This is a genomic window from Sphingomonas sp. PAMC 26621 (genome assembly GCF_000251145.1).
Lineage (GTDB): Bacteria > Pseudomonadota > Alphaproteobacteria > Sphingomonadales > Sphingomonadaceae > Sphingomonas.
Window position 1 is genome coordinate 54,982 of record NZ_AIDW01000004.1, and the last position, 17,181, is coordinate 72,162.

The 17,181-nt window shown below is 67.3% G+C and carries 18 protein-coding genes; 8 read left to right on the plus strand and 10 right to left on the minus strand.

Features of this window, described 5'->3' with window-relative positions:
• The first annotated feature begins 1 nt into the window (after position 1).
• From RI03_RS01525 to RI03_RS01550, 6 genes are all read left to right on the plus strand, one after another.
• On the plus strand, positions 2 to 1,084 hold the full coding sequence (locus RI03_RS01525) for a hypothetical protein (protein ID WP_010214686.1): 1,083 nt from the start codon (positions 2 to 4) through the stop codon (positions 1,082 to 1,084).
• Between the two features lie 10 nt (positions 1,085 to 1,094).
• Positions 1,095 to 2,510, plus strand: coding sequence for a Tol-Pal system beta propeller repeat protein TolB (tolB, locus tag RI03_RS01530; RefSeq protein ID WP_081504186.1), 1,416 nt, complete (start codon positions 1,095 to 1,097; stop codon positions 2,508 to 2,510).
• 86 nt (positions 2,511 to 2,596) lie between these two features.
• Complete coding sequence (gene pal / locus RI03_RS01535) at positions 2,597 to 3,106, plus strand: peptidoglycan-associated lipoprotein Pal (RefSeq protein WP_010214690.1); 510 nt, start codon at positions 2,597 to 2,599, stop codon at positions 3,104 to 3,106.
• A 347-nt stretch (positions 3,107 to 3,453) separates the two neighbouring features.
• The gene (locus tag RI03_RS01540; protein ID WP_010214693.1) at positions 3,454 to 4,356 is read left to right on the plus strand and encodes an SPFH domain-containing protein; all 903 of its coding nucleotides are present in this window, start codon (positions 3,454 to 3,456) and stop codon (positions 4,354 to 4,356) included.
• 10 nt (positions 4,357 to 4,366) lie between these two features.
• Positions 4,367 to 4,576, plus strand: coding sequence for a toxin-antitoxin system HicB family antitoxin (locus tag RI03_RS01545; protein WP_010214695.1), 210 nt, complete (start codon positions 4,367 to 4,369; stop codon positions 4,574 to 4,576).
• Positions 4,569 to 4,814 carry a hypothetical protein gene (locus RI03_RS01550; protein WP_010214697.1) on the plus strand — a complete coding sequence of 82 codons (246 nt, stop codon included), beginning with the start codon at positions 4,569 to 4,571 and terminating at the stop codon, positions 4,812 to 4,814. Before RI03_RS01545 ends, RI03_RS01550 begins: the two co-directional genes overlap by 8 nt.
• A 40-nt stretch (positions 4,815 to 4,854) precedes the next feature.
• Here the strand turns inward: RI03_RS01550 and RI03_RS01555 are convergent, their stop codons facing one another.
• The 3 genes from RI03_RS01555 to RI03_RS01565 all read right to left on the minus strand — a co-directional run bounded on the left by RI03_RS01555 (position 4,855) and on the right by RI03_RS01565 (position 8,568).
• Entirely contained in the window at positions 4,855 to 5,730 is an 876-nt protein-coding gene (locus tag RI03_RS01555; protein WP_010214699.1) for a S1/P1 nuclease, read from the minus strand.
• A gap of 125 nt (positions 5,731 to 5,855) precedes the next feature.
• The gene (locus RI03_RS01560; RefSeq protein WP_037514589.1) at positions 5,856 to 6,872 is read right to left on the minus strand and encodes a LacI family DNA-binding transcriptional regulator; all 1,017 of its coding nucleotides are present in this window, start codon (positions 6,870 to 6,872) and stop codon (positions 5,856 to 5,858) included.
• A gap of 70 nt (positions 6,873 to 6,942) precedes the next feature.
• Positions 6,943 to 8,568: an alkaline phosphatase D family protein gene (locus RI03_RS01565; RefSeq protein ID WP_010214701.1), complete on the minus strand. Its 1,626-nt coding sequence runs from the start codon at positions 8,566 to 8,568 to the stop codon at positions 6,943 to 6,945.
• A gap of 108 nt (positions 8,569 to 8,676) precedes the next feature.
• On the opposite strand from RI03_RS01565, the gene RI03_RS01570 reads away from it, so the two are divergent.
• Positions 8,677 to 10,167 carry a DUF2029 domain-containing protein gene (locus RI03_RS01570; protein ID WP_010214702.1) on the plus strand — a complete coding sequence of 497 codons (1,491 nt, stop codon included), beginning with the start codon at positions 8,677 to 8,679 and terminating at the stop codon, positions 10,165 to 10,167.
• Here the strand turns inward: RI03_RS01570 and RI03_RS01575 are convergent.
• Genes RI03_RS01575 through RI03_RS01585 form a run of 3 tightly spaced genes read right to left on the minus strand, consistent with a single transcriptional unit; the run spans position 10,154 to position 12,857 of the window.
• Positions 10,154 to 11,344, minus strand: a complete 1,191-nt coding sequence (locus RI03_RS01575) for a glycosyltransferase (protein WP_026046362.1) — start codon at positions 11,342 to 11,344, stop codon at positions 10,154 to 10,156. The two genes, RI03_RS01570 and RI03_RS01575, sit on opposite strands and share 14 nt — an antisense overlap.
• 5 nt (positions 11,345 to 11,349) lie before the next feature.
• Complete coding sequence (locus RI03_RS01580; protein ID WP_010214705.1) at positions 11,350 to 11,886, minus strand: DUF2141 domain-containing protein; 537 nt, start codon at positions 11,884 to 11,886, stop codon at positions 11,350 to 11,352.
• Entirely contained in the window at positions 11,883 to 12,857 is a 975-nt protein-coding gene (locus RI03_RS01585; RefSeq protein WP_010161316.1) for a hypothetical protein, read from the minus strand. The genes RI03_RS01580 and RI03_RS01585 overlap by 4 nt, the downstream gene beginning before the upstream one ends.
• Positions 12,858 to 13,040: 183 nt before the next feature.
• On the opposite strand from RI03_RS01585, the gene RI03_RS01590 reads away from it, so the two are divergent.
• Positions 13,041 to 14,156: a glycosyltransferase gene (locus tag RI03_RS01590; protein ID WP_010214706.1), complete on the plus strand. Its 1,116-nt coding sequence runs from the start codon at positions 13,041 to 13,043 to the stop codon at positions 14,154 to 14,156.
• Here RI03_RS01590 and maiA read toward each other — a convergent pair.
• Genes maiA through acpS form a run of 4 tightly spaced genes read right to left on the minus strand, consistent with a single transcriptional unit; the run spans position 14,140 to position 17,172 of the window.
• Complete coding sequence (maiA, locus tag RI03_RS01595) at positions 14,140 to 14,778, minus strand: maleylacetoacetate isomerase (protein WP_010214708.1); 639 nt, start codon at positions 14,776 to 14,778, stop codon at positions 14,140 to 14,142. The genes RI03_RS01590 and maiA overlap by 17 nt on opposite strands.
• Entirely contained in the window at positions 14,775 to 15,839 is a 1,065-nt protein-coding gene (locus tag RI03_RS01600; protein ID WP_010214710.1) for an AI-2E family transporter, read from the minus strand. Before RI03_RS01600 ends, maiA begins: the two co-directional genes overlap by 4 nt.
• Complete coding sequence (gene lepB, locus RI03_RS01605; protein WP_010161312.1) at positions 15,836 to 16,765, minus strand: signal peptidase I; 930 nt, start codon at positions 16,763 to 16,765, stop codon at positions 15,836 to 15,838. Before lepB ends, RI03_RS01600 begins: the two co-directional genes overlap by 4 nt.
• Positions 16,762 to 17,172 (minus strand): holo-ACP synthase, encoded by a 411-nt coding sequence (gene acpS, locus RI03_RS01610; RefSeq protein ID WP_010214712.1) that lies wholly within the window; start codon positions 17,170 to 17,172, stop codon positions 16,762 to 16,764. The genes lepB and acpS overlap by 4 nt, the downstream gene beginning before the upstream one ends.
• Between the last annotated feature and the right edge of the window lie 9 nt (positions 17,173 to 17,181).

A 17,181-nucleotide genomic window follows, 5' to 3' on the forward strand; every position in this document is an offset into this window, starting at 1 on the left:
GATGACCCGCAGCGAGGGAATCGCGCTCGGCGTTGCCGCGCTGGGGCACGTTGTCCTGTTCGCGATCCTGTCGCTGAGCTGGAGCGCGGCCAAGCTGCCGCCGCCCGCAACCAAGCCGATCGACGTATCGCTGGTCGACACTGTCGCGCTCGAGCAGACCGCGCCGCCCGCCGTGGAACCGCCTGCGCAATCCGCCGCGCCCGATGCGGGCCCGCCCGAGGATGCCGCGCCGCCTGCGGAGGAAGCGGCGGCTGCGCCCGAGCCTGAGCCGGTGCCGGTGCCGCAACCCCAGCCAAAGCCGCAGCCGCAGCCCAAGGCCGAACCGAAACCCCAGCCGAAGCCGGTGCCGAAGCCGGTTCCCCAGCCGAAGCCCGAGCCCAAGCCGGTCCCGAAACCCGTTCCGGTACCCAAGCCGCAGCCCAAGCCCAGGCCCGAACCGAAGGCCGAAGCCAAGCCGAGCAAGGCCGACCTCGCCAAGGCGGCGCAGGAGAAGGCCGCGCAAGCCAAGGCTGCTCAGGCGAAGGCAGCAGCAGACGCAAAGGCAGTGGCGGACGCGAAGGCTGCCAAAGCCGCCGCCGCCGCCGCAAAGGCCGCTGCCAGCAAGAGCGCGGCGGCGAAGGGCAATGGCGCGAACGCGAAGTCGACCAAGGCGCGCGCGACCGGATCGCTGCTCGACGACGATTTCCGCAAGGGGCTGACGCAAAGCCCGAGCAAGGCCAAGGCGTCCGAAGCCGCGCCCGGCGCGACGATGAATGGCAAGGCGGCCGCCGATATCGGTTCGGCGATCAAGCGACAGGTTCAGCCATGCGCGGATCGTCAGCCCATTCCGGGTCCGGGTGCGTCGCGCATCATCGTGCTGGTACACCTGCTGCTTAACCGCGATGGATCGCTTGCCGCTCGACCAACAATTTCGGATGACCGACTCGGCGTTGATGATGAGAATCGGCGGTATGTCGACGTGGTCGACCGCAACGCGATCGCGACTTTTACAGGGTGTGCGCCGCTCCGCGGTCTTCCGCCCGAGCTTTACGACGTGCCGCACGGGTGGAAAAAGTTTGCCCTGCGCTACAAACTTCCGGGCTGAGGAATTGCCGATGCTTCCCAAGATGATGCTCAAGACCCTGCTGGCGGTGTCCGGTGCCGCGCTGATCGCGGGGACCGCGGCGGCGCAGGATGCGCCCGCGCCGCAACCAGCACCTGCGCCACAGACCGGGGCCGCCAACCCCCAGCAACCCAATTCTCAGCAGGGGGGCGAACTCGTCGTCGACGTCGTCGGCGGGATCGCCGCACCGCTGGGAATCGCGGTGCCGACGATGCCGACGACCGAGCCGGTCGATACGCCCGCGGGGCGCACCGATGCGCTCGGCGTCCAGCTGTCGAAGATCATCTCGACCGACCTGCGCAATTCCGGCCTGTTCAAACCGCTCGAGGCGGGGGTGAAGCCGGTCGCCTTCTCCGAAGTGACCGCGCCGACGTTCGAGTATTGGACCGGGGCGGGGGCGTCCGCGCTGGTGCAGGGCTATGTCCGCGCGACCGGCGACGGGACGCTGACGGTCGGCTGCTATCTGTATGACGTCACCTCGCGCAACGAGATCGCGCGGGCCGGCTATGTCGTCCCACCGAGCGACTGGCGGCGTGCTGGGCACAAATGCGCGGACATGGTCTATTCCAAGCTGACCGGGGAAGGCCCCTATTTCGACAGCCGCGTCGTCTATGTCTCCGAGACCGGCCCCAAGGGGCACCGGATCAAGCGGCTCGCGATCATGGACCAGGATGGCGAGAACCACCGCTTCCTCACCAACGGCCAGGCGATCGCGCTGACTCCGCGGCTGTCGCCCGACCAGCGCTCGATCGTCTACATGAGCTATCTCAACGATCGTCCCGCGATCTATGTCTATGATCTGGCGTCGGGCCGGCAGAAACTGCTCGTCGCCAACAACGACCTGACCTTCGCGCCGCGCGTTTCGCCCGACAGTCGCTGGGTGCTGTTCTCGATGGCGCGCGCGGGCAATACCGACATCTACCGCGTGCCCCTGAGCGGCGGCACGCCGCAGCGGCTGACCCAGTCCACCGCGATCGACACCGGCGGCACCTATTCGCCCGACGGCAGCCGGATCGCGTTCGAGAGCGATCGCTCTGGGACGCAGCAGCTCTACGTGATGAACGCGGACGGATCGCAGCAGCAGCGGATCAGCTTCGGTTCGGGGCGCTATGCGACCCCGGTGTGGAGCCCGCGCGGCGACCTGATCGCCTATACCAAGATCGGTGGATCGTTCCGCATCGGCGTGATGAGCCCGGCGGGTGGCAACGAGAAGTTGCTGACCGACGGATCGCAGGACGAGGGCCCGAGCTGGTCGCCCAACGGCCGCGTGCTGATGTTCTTCCGCTCGACCGGCGGCGGCAGCGGCAAGGCGGATCTGTGGTCGGTCGATCTCACCGGGGTCAACGTGCGGCGCGTGCCGACCGTGCTCGATGGATCCGATCCGGCGTGGGGACCGTTACGCCCCTGATAGCGATTTTCATGCATGCGCCGGACGATGTGTAATCCTGTCGTGTAACCGGATGTGTTCGTTTCCATTCCCCAAGGAGAATCCCGATGGCAAAAGTAACGACCTCGATCCTGATCGCGACCGCGCTGCTCGCCACTGCGGCGTGCAGCAAGAAGCGCCCCGCCGTCATTCCGCCCGCGCCGAGCGATACCGCGCCGGTCGATCCCAATGCCGGTGCCAACGGCGTGATCACGCCGGGCTCGCGCGCCGATTTCGAACGCTCGGTCACGAGCAACACCGTCAACTTCGCGCTCGACAGCTATGACATCGACTCGCCTGCCCGCGCGATCCTTGACAGCCAGGCGGCGTGGCTCGCCAAATATCCGAACGTGACGGTCAGCCTCGAAGGCCATTGCGACGAGCGCGGCACGCGCGAGTACAATCTCGCGCTCGGCGACCGTCGCGCCAATTCGGCGAAGAACTATCTTGCTGCGCGCGGTGTCGCGGCGGGGCGGATCTCGACGATCAGCTACGGCAAGGAGCGCCCGATCGCGCTCGGCTCGGACGAGCAGAGCCTCGCGCAGAACCGTCGCGCGGTGACGATCGTCCTGAACTGATCCGTTTGCGGATCGGTTGGGAAAGGGCGGTGTCCGGGAGGACGCCGCCCTTTTTGCGTCACCTCCCGTTCGCCCTGAGCGCAGTCGAAGGGCATGCGCTGCGCAGGGGGCTTCGACTACGCTCAGCCCGAACGGCGGTGGGGCGCACTCTCTGACTCCACACCGCCGTCATGCCGAACGCGTTTCGGCATCCACCGCGCCGCGGACTCTGCAGGCGTTGGGTGCGGACACCGGTGGATCCTGAAACACGTTCAGGATGACGGGTGGGCACGGCCGCCGCCGCCGCCCGATTGCGTCACACCCCAAAATGATATAAATATGATATCATAATAAACCGGGAGGTCCGCATGTCCGAGTCGATCGCACGCAACACCGCGCTCACCTTGTCCGCCGAACATGCGGCGACGACGTCGAGCGGGTACGCGATGTTGCTGGTGATGGTTGCCGCGATCGGGCTGGCCGCGTTCGGTGTGACCGGCCTTAGCCAGGAGTCGGATTTCGGCGGTGTGATGATCACCGCCGCGGCGCTGGTCTGCGTGTTCGTTGCAGGCGGTTTCTACATGCAGCAACCCAATCAGGCGACCGCGATCACGCTGTTCGGCGCGTATAAGGGGACCGATCGCAAGACCGGCCTGCGATGGGTATTGCCGTGGCTCGGGCGCAAACGCGTCTCCTTGCGCGCGAACAACATGATTTCGGAGCGACTCAAGGTCAACGACCTGCGCGGCAACCCGATCGAGATCGCCGCGCAGGTTGTCTGGCGTGTCACCGATACCGCGCAGGCGCTGTTCGACATCGACGATTACAAGGCGTTCGTGATCGTCCAGATCGAGGCGGCGGTGCGCACGATCGGCGCGCGCTATCCGTATGACGATTACGAGCATCAGGAAGTCACGCTGCGCGGCAACCATGACCACGTCGCACAGGAACTCCGCACCGAGCTGATCGCGCGGCTGGTGACGGCGGGGATCACGGTCGACGAATGCGGTTTCACGCATCTGGCCTATGCCCCCGAGATCGCGGGCGCGATGCTGCGGCGGCAGCAGGCACAGGCAGTAGTCGCCGCCCGCAAGACGCTGGTCGAGGGCGCGGTCGGGATGGTCGAGATGGCGCTCGACCTGTTGTCCGCAAAGGGTGTGGTCGAATTGGACGACGAGCGCCGCGCGGCGATGGTGTCCAACCTGATGGTCGTGCTGTGCGGCGAGCGCGATACGCAGCCGGTCGTCAACACCGGCTCGCTGTACCAATAGGCGCGGGTCCGTGACGGCTCCGCCCAGGAAGGCGTTCGCGCTCCGGCTCGACCCCGCGCTCCATGCGGCGGTCGAACGGCTGGCGGCGGGCGAATTGCGGAGCGTCAACGCGCAGGTCGAATGCCTGCTGCGCGAAGCCCTCGCGCGGCGGGGGGTAAAGCTGGACGTGCCGAATCCGCCCCGCCGCGGGCGGCCACCCAAGGAGAATGACGATGGCTAATTCAGACGATGGCTATTGGTTTGCGCCCAAGGCGTTCGGGATCGGCGCGACCCCGGTGACATGGCAGGGCTGGGCGCTGACGCTCGGATTCGTGGCGCTTGCGGTGCTCGACATGACCCGCATGCCGAACCGCGTCGCGCGGATCGGGGTGCTGGTCGCGCTGTTGCTGCTGTTCGCGCTGGTGGCGATCCGCAAGACGCGTGGCGGCTGGAGCTGGCGTTGGGGCGGGCGAGGGTAGGGGCACCACCTCAACCGTTCGGAGGCGAGCCTCGTGCGATTTACCCCAGCGCCGCATCCAGCAGCTTCGCCAGCCGCAGTCCGCCGCGCTCGACCTCGAGCCGCGCGACCGGAACCAGCGTCTCGATCGTCGCCTCGTCGAGCGTCACGCGTTCGGGGGTCGGCGCACATGGGTCCGCCATTACGCTGGCGTAGGTCGAGTCATGCGCGACCTGCCAGCTTTCGCGGCTCCAGTCGGTGACGTTGCCCGCCGCGATCCTCGCGCGCACCGCGGGCGCGTAGCGGTGCACCAGCCCCGGCCCCGACGTGATCGCGCGCTCGGCGAGCAGCCCGTCCCACACCGAATGGAGGTTGAGCCGCGGCGGGGCATAATGGTCGTACGACGCCTTGACGTCGTTGCCGCCCTTGTCGTCCTTTTCGCCCGCATGGAGCGGCTGGTGCAGGTCGCCGACGAAGTGGATCAGGAACACCAGCGCCTCGACGCGGTCCTTCGCCGGGGCACGACGGTCCTTGAGCGTGGCGACATCGCGCGTGATCTGCGCCGAGACGCAATTGCCGTCCTTGCACGCGTCGGTGAGCGAGAAGGGGCGGCAGATGCTGACGTCCTGGAAATGCCAGGTGTAGGCATAGCCGAAGCGTGGCTTGCCGTCCGCGCCCTTGATCGGCTTGATGCAATCCGCCCAGGTGCTTGCCTCGGTCATCGTCCCCGCCTTGCAGGTCGGCGTCTCGAGCAGCGCCTGTTGCTTGAGCAAGCGGCGGATCGCGATGCGGGTCTGCGGGCGAATGTTGGCCTCGGCGATCTGCGCGATCGTCTGGTGGCCATATTCCCAATAGGCAGCGGCAGGCGCTGCGCTGCTCGCGGCGAACAGGGTGGCGGCAGCGACAAGCGCTGGGCGAACGCGACGGATACTGGTCATGAACCGCGCTTTAGGCGTCTGGCGGAATTGGCGAAAGCAGGAATGATGGCGGTTCGGATGCCGATCGCGGCCACGACCTTCCGTCGCCGCCCGCCGCAGTCAACCGAACGGTCCGCGGTGGCGGTTCAGCGTGAACCCGCGACCGGCCCGGTCGATTCCCGCACCACCAGCTCGAACGGCAGCTCGCGTTGCTCCGCCGGCGCGTCCGCCTCGACCGGCGCGAGCAGCAGGTCCGCCGCCTGATACGCCATGTCGCGCGTCGGCTGGCGGATCGTGGTGAGGGGCGGCCAGACGAACCCCGCCATCTCGGTATCGTCGAACCCCGCGATCGAGAGCTGCTCGGGGACCTTCAGTCCGCGCCGATGCGCGGTGGTCAGCGCCCCCGCCGCCATGTCGTCGCTCGACGCGAAGATCGCGGTCGGTGGCTCGGGCAGGTCGAGCAGCACCGCCGCCGCCGCTGCGCCCGAGGCGAAGTCGTAGCTTCCGTCACGGACCAGCGCGGGGTCGAACGCAACGTCTTGCACACTCAGCGCGCGCGCATAGCCCCGCAGCCGTTGCGCGCTGGTCGCATAGCTCGGGTGCCCCGCGATGAACCCGATCCGGCGATGCCCGAGCGAGAGGACATGCGCGGTCATCACTCCGGCGGCGGCCTCATTGTCGATGAAGGTCGCGGGGCCAAGCTCGGGGCCGCTCCCGGGCGAGACCCGCACGAACCGCACCCCGCGCCGCGCGAGCAGGTCGAGCACGTCGGGATTGTCCGACACCGGGGGCGTGAGGATCAGCCCGTCGACATGCGTCGCGTCGACCAGGCTTTCGAGCTCGTCGAGCAGGGTGGTGGCGTTGCGGTCATACGGCTGCGCGATCATCCGCACCCCGTCCTGCACGCAGCGGTCGCGGATTCCCGACTGCATTTCGTAGACGTAATAGGGGCTGGGGTTGTCGCAGATCAGCGCGATCTGGAAGCTGCGCCGCCCGGCGAGCGAGCGCGCGGCGGTGCTCGGGCGGAACTTGAGGTCTGCCACCGCCGCCTGGACCCGCGCGCGGGTTTCCGCGCCGACATAACGTTCGTTGTTGAGCACGCGCGAGACGGTCTTGATCGACACGCCCGACACCCGCGACACGTCCTTGATCGTTACGCGCAATTCCTGTGCCCCCCGCGGCCACCCCCGGGCCTGCGCCCGGTGTGCCGCAGCGGGCGCGGAACGGCAACCTTCACGCCATGATATTGCGCCCGCGGTGGACCGTCGCGCTATGCCCGACGCGACCGGCGGAAGACTTCGCCTTGATCGTGTCGACCATGATCCAGTCGTTTTTGACGGTTGCAGGCGTCAGCGTCATCGCCATGTAGCCGCGGCGACTGGTGTCGCACCATTTGAGCTCAGGGTTGGCCCGGACCAGCGCCGCTGCGACGATCTTGGGGTCGGTCCGGCTCGCCGCTTCATAGCCCGGCGACGTGACCGCATGCCCGGCAAACTCGACGCCCACGGGCTTGCCGTCCTGCCCGAGATCATAGGCCCAGGCATTGTGGCTGTCGCCCGACAGCACGACGAGGTTCGCGCCGAGGCCCTGCGCCTTGCGCAGGAAGCGTGCGCGCGCTGCGGGATAGCCGCCCCAATTGTCGTAGTTGAACGGCAGCCCGACCTTCGCCGCTGCCACCCCAGCGAGCAGATAGCCGCGCGCGCGCTCCGGCGAATCGGGGGAGAGCCAGCTCATCGCCTCGGCCGGCATTACCGTCTGCCCCATGATCGTCCCGAAGCCGACGACCTGCCATTGCTGCCCCTGCCTGACCGACCCGGCCATCGCATGCGCCAGCCAGCTTTCCTGTTGCGACCCCATCATAGTGACACCGGGGTCCATCCAAGCGCCGTCGCGGAATGCTTTCAGCGCGGCGGTCGGGTCGGTCGAGGCAAACAAGGGCGCGACGTCGGGCTGTTTCGTCCGCGCAAGCAGCCGCGTCTCGGTGCGGAACAGCGTGGCGAGCGTGCCGATCTCATACGCCTTCCACGGCTCGTCGGAGACCGGCATCCACTCGCGATACGCCGTGATCGACGCGGCCCGCCGGGCATTCCAGTCGCCTTCGTTCGGCTGGTGGTTCTGCGCCCCGCCTTCCCAGCTGTCGTTCGACGATTCGTGATCGTCCCACTGGACGATCATCGGATGCCTGGCGTGGAGCGCCATCAGGTCCGGATCGCTGCGGTAGCTGCCATAGCGCAGTCGGTAATCCGCGAGATGCAGCAGCTCGGTCGTGGGGAGGGGCACGCGCCCGGCGACCTGGTCCTTCACCGCGGGATAATCACCCGTTTCATATTCGTAGAAATAGTCGCCGAGATGGATCGCGAGATCGATGTCGTCGCGCGCGGCGGCGTGCGCATAGGCGTTGAAATAGCCGTACGGCATGTTGGAGCAGGAGAAGGTGACGGTGCGGAAGCGCTCGACCGGGCCGACCGGGAGCGTCTTGGTCGTTCCGACCGGCGAGAATGTGCCATCGGGCGCGACGAAGCGGTAATGATAGCGCGTGCCGGGCTTGAGATTGTCGACCGTGATCTTGGCGGTGAAATCGCGCCACGCCCCGGTGATCTGCGCGCCGCCCGAAACGATGCGGGCGAAATCGGGCGTTTCCGCAATTTCGGCGCGCAGTTCGGCGGTGTCGCCGGTCGCGGGGACATAGCGGGTCCACAGCAGCATCGTGTCGCTGCCGGGCTCGCCGCTCGCGACCGAATGGGTGAAGCCGCGTGCCTGCGTGACGTTGGGGCTCTGCGCGAAGCCGGGCACCGCGAACGCGCCGAGGCCGAGCGACCCCGTCAGAAGGAGTGAGCGGCGGTCGATCTGGGCGGTCATCTTGAGGCTCCTGCTGATACAACGCCGCTCTTGCCGCGCGGATATGGCGTGTTCGTGACAGTACCGAAACCGCATGCTAGCGCCTGCGGGATGGAGCCAACCGTTCCCGTGCGTATCGGTCTGCCGCTCCGGCTTTTCGCCGCGGTGTTCGTGGTGTTCGCGCTGCTGGCGCTGCTGCGACCGATCGATCACGACGAAAGCCAGTATGTCGCCGCAGCGGTGCTGAGCGCGCATGGGTATCTGCCGTATCGCGATTACGCCTATCTGCAGACCCCGCTCCAGCCGTTGCTGTTCGCGCCGCTCGCCTGGGTCGCGGGGGCATGGGCGTGGCCGGTGCTGCGGCTGACCAATGTGGTGCTGGGGGCGGCCCTGGTCGGGTGCGTCTGGCGGGCGAGCCGTGAGGCGGGGGCGGGGGCGCGGATCGCGTTTTGGGCGGCGGTGCTGTTCGCGACGTGCGACGCCTTCCTGTTCAGCATCGCAACCGCGCGCAACGATGCCTTGCCCGCCGCACTGCTCGGGGGCGCGCTGGTGCTGATCGTCCGCGCGGCTGCGGGACGTGGTGGCACGTTGGGCGGGGTGCTGACGGGGGCGCTGCTGGCCGGGGCGACGGCGGCGAAGATTTCCTATGCGCTGCCGGCGGTTGGTTATGGAATCTATGCGCTGTTCGATCGGCGGCATCGTCCCCTTGCGGTCCTTGCCGGGGCGTTGCCGATCGTGGCGCTGGTCGGCTGGACCTGGGCGCAGGCGCCCGCCGGTTTCGTGTTCGGCACGCTCACCTTTCCCGCGCGCGCGCCCGCCGAATATTACCGCACGGCACCGTGGAAATTGTCATGGTTGGCCAAGGCGGTCGATGCGCTGAAGTTCCTCGCACTCGGGCCGGCGCTGCTCGCGCTGGTGCTTGCGGCGCGCGGGGGATGGCGGCGATTGCCGGTCATCGCCGTGATGGCGGCGGCGGGGCTTGTCGCAGCGGTGCTGCCGTTTCCAACCTGGCGGCAATATCTGCTGCCGATGCTGCCGCCGCTGTTCGTATTGCTCGCGCTGGCGTGGCAGCAGCGGCCGCCGGCGCGCTGGGTGCGGTTCGTGGCGGTGGTGTTCGGGTGTGCAGGGCTTGCGCCGACGGTTGCCGGGTTGATCGTCGGTGGGGATGGCGGAACCGGGCGATTGCCGGTGCTGGCCGCGTTGCGCGACGGGCGGGCCGTGCGGGCAGCGCTTGATAGGGCGGGGGTGGCGGGACCGGTTGCGACGCTGTCGCCACAGTTTCTGGCCGCGACCGGGCGGTTGCCGGATCGGCGCTTTGCGACGGGGCCGTTCTATTTTCGCAGCCACGCGCTCGTCGCGCCGGGGGCGGAGGCGGGGTTGCACCTCGTCTCGGGGGATCGGTTGGATGCCCTGGGCAGGCTTCCCTTGCGCGCTTCGCCGGGGACGGTGAAACGAAGCGATACGTTGATGCCTGCCGCCATCCTCATCGGCGGCGAGGCCAAGTGGACCAGCGGAAACCCCGCGCTCGATGCCCGGCTCGAGCATTGGGCGATCGCGCATCACTATCGGCTGGAGCCGGTCGCGTCGCCGCGCTTCCGCCTCTATGTCAGGCAGCCCTGAGCAGCCGCCCCGCGCGCTTGGCGTCGACCAGACCCTGGTAATAGTCCATCAGCTCGATCGTATGCTCGCGGTCGCTGCGAACTTTCGTTGCCGCAACCAGCGCGGCGCGGCGCAGCACGCGCGGGTCGCGCGCGAACAGCCGGTGGATCGCGCTCGCCGCGCTCTGCGCGTCGCGCGCGGTGTAGAATTCGGACGACAGCGGATCGGCGACTTCCATGCACCCGCCGGTATCGGGGACGATCAGCGGCAAGCCGCCCGCCATCGCCTCGGACGCGACCAGCCCGAACGGCTCGGCTTCCGACCCGTGGATCAGCGCGTCGCAACTCGCGACGATCCGTGCGAGGCGTTCGCGGTCATAGACCGGGCGGAACATGCGGATGTGCGGCGATCCCGCGATCCGCGCCTCGATCTTCGCGCTTTCGACGCCATTGCCGAGCAGCATCAGCCCGACCGGCAGCTCCGACCCGGCGCGCTCGACCGCGTCGATCACCAGCCGCCAGCGTTTCTCGGGATGGTGTCGCCCGAGCCCGAGCAGCAGATGCCCGGTCGCCGGCAGGCCGCACTGCGCGAGCAATGCCGCGCGCAGCCGTTCGTCGCGCAGCTCGGGCGAGAAATGTCCGCGCTCGATCCCCAGCGGCATCGATACGTCGATTCGCACGCCCCGGTTCTTCAACCGCTTCTCGAGTGCCGGACCATTGGTGACGACCGTGTCGAAATGGACGAGGAAGCTGTCCATGTAACGGCTGTACCAGTTGAACGCGCGCTCGATCCGCTCCTGCGGCGCGAGCCCCTCGAGCCAGCGGAGCGCATAGGCCGCCATATTGTCATTGTGCATGAAGAACGCCTTGACCGCATTCCCCTGCCATTTGCCGACGACCCATGGCAGCCGCCACGGCGATGACGTCTCGACCACGTCGGGCTGCAGCTGGTCGAGCAACCGGAGCACCGGCGCGCCATCCCAGAAGATTCCGTAATTGGCGTCGAGCGGGAGATGCCCGGTTTGGACGGTGATCACGCGCCCGCCGCCGGGGCGTTCCTCGATGCCCGGTTCGCGCCCCGGCGCGATCACGATCAGCTCATGTCCGAGATCGGCCATGATCCCCATCTTGCGGTCGATATACGTCCGCACGCCACCGCCGGTCGGCGAGTAGAATTCGTTGACGTCGACGATCCGCATGCCGATCAACCGCCTTGAATAGGACCAAAACCGCTCAGGCCACGGAGATATTGGGCGTGAATGTCGACCGAGACAACACCCTCGGGCACGACGATCCGTCCCTGCGACACCTTGGGGCGCGAACGCCCGAGTTTGGTGTTGCTGGGGAAGCCGGCGCCGTCCGCCCAGAAGTTGAACTTGTTGCGGCCGTCGCGATTGTGCGTGAACAACAGCGCATAGGGGCCGGGTGCCGGCACCCGGATGCACAGGATCACCGGCCCCGAGGGGGGCGTCGGCAGGCGGACGCGGCGGAAGAACTTGCCTTCCTTGATCAGGTCGCGGTCGTCCTTGAGAAAGTCCGCTTCGTTGGCGGGGTACAGCTCGAGCTTGAGCTCGCCGGTCCGGTCCTTGAGCCCGTCGACCGTGACGCGGATCGCGGGGCCGCCGCTGCTGCACGCGGCCGCGTCGCTCCCGATCGCCGCCTGTGCCGCGAACGCCGGGCCCGCCGCGACCATCATGCCCGCGAGTACCGTCGTCATCACCAGCTTCCGCACCATCGTCACGCTTTCCTAATCAGGTCGACCAGTCCGAACAGCGCGACCAGCACGACGTGGACGAGCAACGGCAAGGCTGCCGTCATCGCGAGCAACACGGACAGTTGCGCGTCCTGCCCGATCAATAGGGTGGCGAAGGTGGCGAAAAGAAGGTCCTTGTTCGGCACAAGCGGCAACCGCCCGACGATCATCCGCGCTGCCGAGAGCAACAGCCACATGCCGAGCGATACGGTCGGCAACGCATAATGCCATGCGAACGCGAGCAACACCGACCCGGCGATCAGCCGCAGGCAGTGCACGCCGAAGATCCACCACAGCGAACGCCGCGGCAGCGAGAAAACCCGCTTGGAAAAGATGAGGAAAGGCAACGACATGCCGAACACGATCACCACCGACCAGATCGCGTTCTGCAACCCCCGCGGGGTCAGCAGGCCGATCCCGAGCGGCATGGCCACCGCGATCATCGCGAGCGTCATCATGTTCCCGGCGACGGCGGACAGGATGCTGACGTCCTTCACCGCGCCGAACGGTGCCGCCACCATTGACGCGCGCTGCCGCGCCCATGCGTAGAAATATGTCTCGCCCGAATAGTTGAGCATGTCGTTGGCGATTCGCTTCTTGGCGAGCGCGACATAGCCCGCCGCCGGAATGCCCCACAGCCGCCGGAAAATGATGAAGTCGCCGGTTACCGGTGCCAGATAGAGGAGCGCGAAGAAGAGATAGAACAACGGATTGGTCGGCAGCGCCGACCAGAGGGTGTTGACCCCCATCGCGCGCAGCTTGAGCCCGAGCCAGCCGATCATCAGCAAGGTCACGGCGGCCCCGAGATAAGCTGGCCAACGGCGGCGGCGCGGGGCCATCGGTTCGAGACCGGCAAGATCCTGCGTGCCGGAAAGTCCGGGGAGCGATGGCGCGGGGAGAGGCGTGGGCGACGCTTGCGCCGCAGTCCCGATTCCCGGCCCGGTCGTCAGTTTGTTCACGTGGCGAGAGTGTCCGCTTATACGCCGATCGGGGGCGATCGAATGGCGCGCCTTACCCCGAACCGGTCGGCGCGGCAAATGTCGTGCGTCGCGCAGGTCACATGTTACGGCGACCGTAAAATCGCGTGGCGAACGGGACGGCTGGGACACATTCGCGACATAGCTTAGTTACACACGTCGATCATGCTCAGCCCACGTCCACCCGCCGCCCATATCCTCGCTTATGCGCAGACGCTGGACGGCGGGGGCGTGGAGAAGACGTTGCTGCGGCTGGCGGGAAGCTGGGCGCAATTGGGACGGCGGGTGACGCTGATCGTCGGCGATGTCGCGGGGCCGCTCGCGCGGGACCTTCCGGACGGGGTCGAGGTCCGCCAGGTTGGGACCAAGACGATGCTGGGGATGAGCGCGATCGCGGCCCAAACCGAAGCGGTTGCGCCTGACGTCCTGTTCTGCCCGGGGAATCATTACACCGCGCTTGCCGCCTGGACGCGGCTGCGGCTCGGGTTCCGCTGCCCGCCGATTGTCGCGAAGATCTCGAATGCGCTGGTCCGGCGCGACCAGAACGCCGCGGTGGCTGCGACGTACCGGGAATGGTTGCGCTGGCATCCGCGTTTCGTCGACCGGTTGGTCGCTATGAGTCCGGCGATGGCGGAGGAAGCATGCCGGATGATGGGGGTGCCCCACGCGATGGTGAGCGTCATTCCCAACCCGCCGCCGCGCCCGGCCCCCGGGACGGCTTCGCCGCTCGTGCCCAACGGCCGTTTCCTGGTCGGGGTTGGGCGGCTTGCGCCGCAGAAGCGCTGGGATCGCTTGATCGACGCCTTTGCGGACATCGACGCCCGCGACGTATCGCTGATGATCCTGGGCGAGGGGGCCGAACGCGCGACGATCGAATCGCAAGTCGCGGCTTATGGTCTGGGAGACCGGGTGCGGTTGCCCGGGCATGTCGATGACCCGACTCCGACGATCGCGCGGGCGACTGCGCTCGCGCTCGTGTCCGATTTCGAGGGCGTTCCCGGCGTGCTGCGCGAGTCGCTCGCGGTCGGGACGCCGGTGGTTGCGACCGACTCCAGCGTCGCGGTGCGCGAGATCGTAACGAGCGCGGCGGTCGGCAGCGTGGTCGCTCCGGGAGATGCGGCCGGACTGGTCGCAGCCCTCGAGCATTGGCTTGCACCGGGACGTTCCCGCCCGAACCCGATCCCGCAACCGGGGGAGGATGCCGCGACCGCCTATCTTGATCTGTTCGACGAAACGGTGCTGGAACACCGCTTCAAGCGCGGGTTCAGGCCGACGGCCTGACCCGGTCGGGGTGCGCGTCCGCGAAGGCCGGAAGCGCTGCCGCTGCCGCATCCGCCGCCACCAGCCGGGGAAAGCGATCCAGCGGAACCGAGAAGCGGCGCGCGTTGTAGAGTTGCGGAACGAGGCAGACGTCGGCCAGATTAGGCGACTCGCCGCCCAGGAACGGTCCCGCGGCCGTAGCGCTCATTGCCTCGAGCGCGGTGAGACCCGTTTGGACCCAATGACGATACCATGCTTCTCGCGCGGCGGGATCGGCACCGAACTGGTCGGTCAGCCGGTTGAGGACCCGCAGATTGGTGATCGGGTGAAGGTCCGCGACGACCGACAGCGCCGCCGCCAATATTTGCGCACGGGGCAGCGGATCGGCGGGCAGCATCGCGGGTGTCGGATGGGCGGCGTCGAGATAGTCGATGATGGCGAGGCTTTGCGTCAGCACGACCAAGCCGATATCGAGCGCGGGAACGAGCCCCTGCGGATTGCGGGCAAGATGCTCGGCGGACCTTTGCGCGCCGCTGGTCAGGTCGATCGCGACGCTGTGATAGGCGATCCGCTTGAGATTCAGCACGATCCTGACGCGATACGCTGCCGACGAGCGCCAGTAATCGTACAGGACCGGCGTCATGCCGCGTCCGCTTGCTCTTCGGCCTCCGAGCTGCGCTCGAGCGCGACCTTGATCATCGCGGTGAGCGGATCGGCGAGGGTCAGCCCGAGCAGCCCGAACAGCGTGCCCGCGAGGATCTGCGACGACAAGGTCAGTGCGGGTGGCAAGTCGACCGTCTTCTTGGCAACCATCGGGATCACGACATAACCGTCGACCGCCTGGATGAAGATATAGATGCCGATCGCCCAGAAGCCGGTCTGCGTCCCGGCGCTGAACCCGACTGCGACCATCAGGACGCCGCTGGTGATCGCGCCGATGTTGGGGATGAACGCGAGCAGGCCGGTGATGATGCCCAGCACCAGCGCCATTGGCACGCCGGCGAACGCCAGCGCAACGCCGGTCATCGCGCCTTCCAGCGCCATACCGAACAGACGACCGGCGAGCAGGCGGCGCATCGTCTTTGCCATCTCGTCGATCGTCCCGGCAAACCGCGGACGCGCCTCGCGCGGGATCATCCACTCGAGGCCGCGGCCGTAAAGGCGCGGCTCCATCGCGACGAACAGGCCGATGACCAGCACCATGACGAGGCTGGCGAACGCGCTGAACGCGATTCCGACATACCCCGTCAGCTTGCCGAACGACCCGAGGGCCTGCTGCAACATGCCGTTGATGTCGGGCTGTTGCGGCATGATTCCCTTGTTCGTGGCCCAGGCCGCAAGGCGCGACGCCTGGCTGATCAGCGTCTGCTGCAGCTGCGCGAACTGCGCGGTGACCTGAACGCCGGTCAACCACACCAGACCGACGAGGAACAGCACGGTCAGCAAAACTACGATCACCAGCCGCCACGATCGTCCGATCGGCAGCACGCGGCCGAGCAGCCGGACGCCACCGTCGAGCATCGAGGCGAACACCAGCCCACCGAAGATGATCAGCAGCGGATGGATCAGCAACACCAACAGCGCGATCGCGCTGGCCAGCCCGAGCCACACCGTCGCGCGAGTCAGTTCCTTGCGGACGAACGGGTCGCGGAGCTCGTTGGGGGCGGGTTCGCGGACCAGTTCGGCGCTTTTGGACTCACTCATTTACTACGGCTCGCATGCAAGGAGGTGCCAGCGCGTCCACCACGGAACGACTGACCCCAGGTCAGGGGATTCCAGGAACCAAGCCCGGTCTTCGAGAAAGTGATGAACTCCGCGCGCCCGCCGAGATATTCCCACGGCACGGGGCCACCAAGGCCCTGTTCGGAAAGCGGGAAACGGCTGTCGGCACTGCGATCGCGATTGTCGCCCATCAGGAACACGTGGTTCGCGGGGATCGTGACCGCAGGATAATTGTCACCCGGATAGCTGCCGAGGTCGACCGTGTCGTAATGCCTTCCGTTCGGAAGTGTCTCGGTCACCAGCGGCAGGCGGCAGACGCTCTTGCCGTTTGCGGCAGTGTGAAGCGCGTTGTCATACTGGCTCGGGTCGCACGTCACGCCCGCTTCGGGGGAGGGAAGCGGCGCATTGCCGTAATTGGGGATATCGACATAATGCAGCGGGCCGCGCTTCACCGGCACGCCGTTGAGGATGACGGTGCCGTCCCGCACCTCGAGCCGGTCGCCTGGGAGCCCGATCAGTCGCTTTATGTAATCGGTCTTGGTCCCCGGCGGCGTGACGATGACGACGTCGCCGCGCTCGGGCAGTTGACCGAGCAGACGACCGGGAATGAACGGCAACAGGTGGAACGTCGGCGAGACGAACGACCAGCCGTAGGGAAACTTGCTGACGACAAGCTGATCGCCGACGAGCAACCCGGGGAGCATCGATTCGGACGGAATGTAGAACGGCTTGGCGATGAAGCTGTGGAAGCCCAGCACCGCGAGGATCAGCCAGAAGATGCCGCGAATTTCCGATGCCCAGTCGGTGCCGGGCTTCTTGGTCTGCTTGCCGCCGGGAGTGGCGCGGAGATCCTCGGCGCCTGCGCGCGGCTTGGTTTCGTCGGCGCTCAGGGCCAGTTCCTCGCTCATGTTTCGTCCCTTGGCACCGCTTCGATAATCACGAACGCCTGCGCCCAGGGATGATCGTCGGTCATCGTCAAATGTAAGCGCGCGACGTGGCCGTCGGGCGTCAGCGCGTCAAGCCTCGCCTGCGCTCCGCCCTGCAAGTGCAAGGTCGGCGCGCCGGAGGGAGCGTTGACGACGCCGATATCCTTCATGAACACCCCGCGCTTGAAGCCGGTTCCGACCGCCTTGGAAAAGGCTTCCTTCGCCGCGAAGCGCTTGGCGAGCGTGCCCGCCTTGGTGAACGGTCGGCGATCGCCCTTGGCACGCTCGACCGGGGTGAAGACGCGCTGTTCGAAGCGCTCGCCGAAGCGATCGAGCGACGCCTGGATCCGCTCGATGTTGCACAGGTCCGAGCCTAGACCGATGATCATCTTACTGCC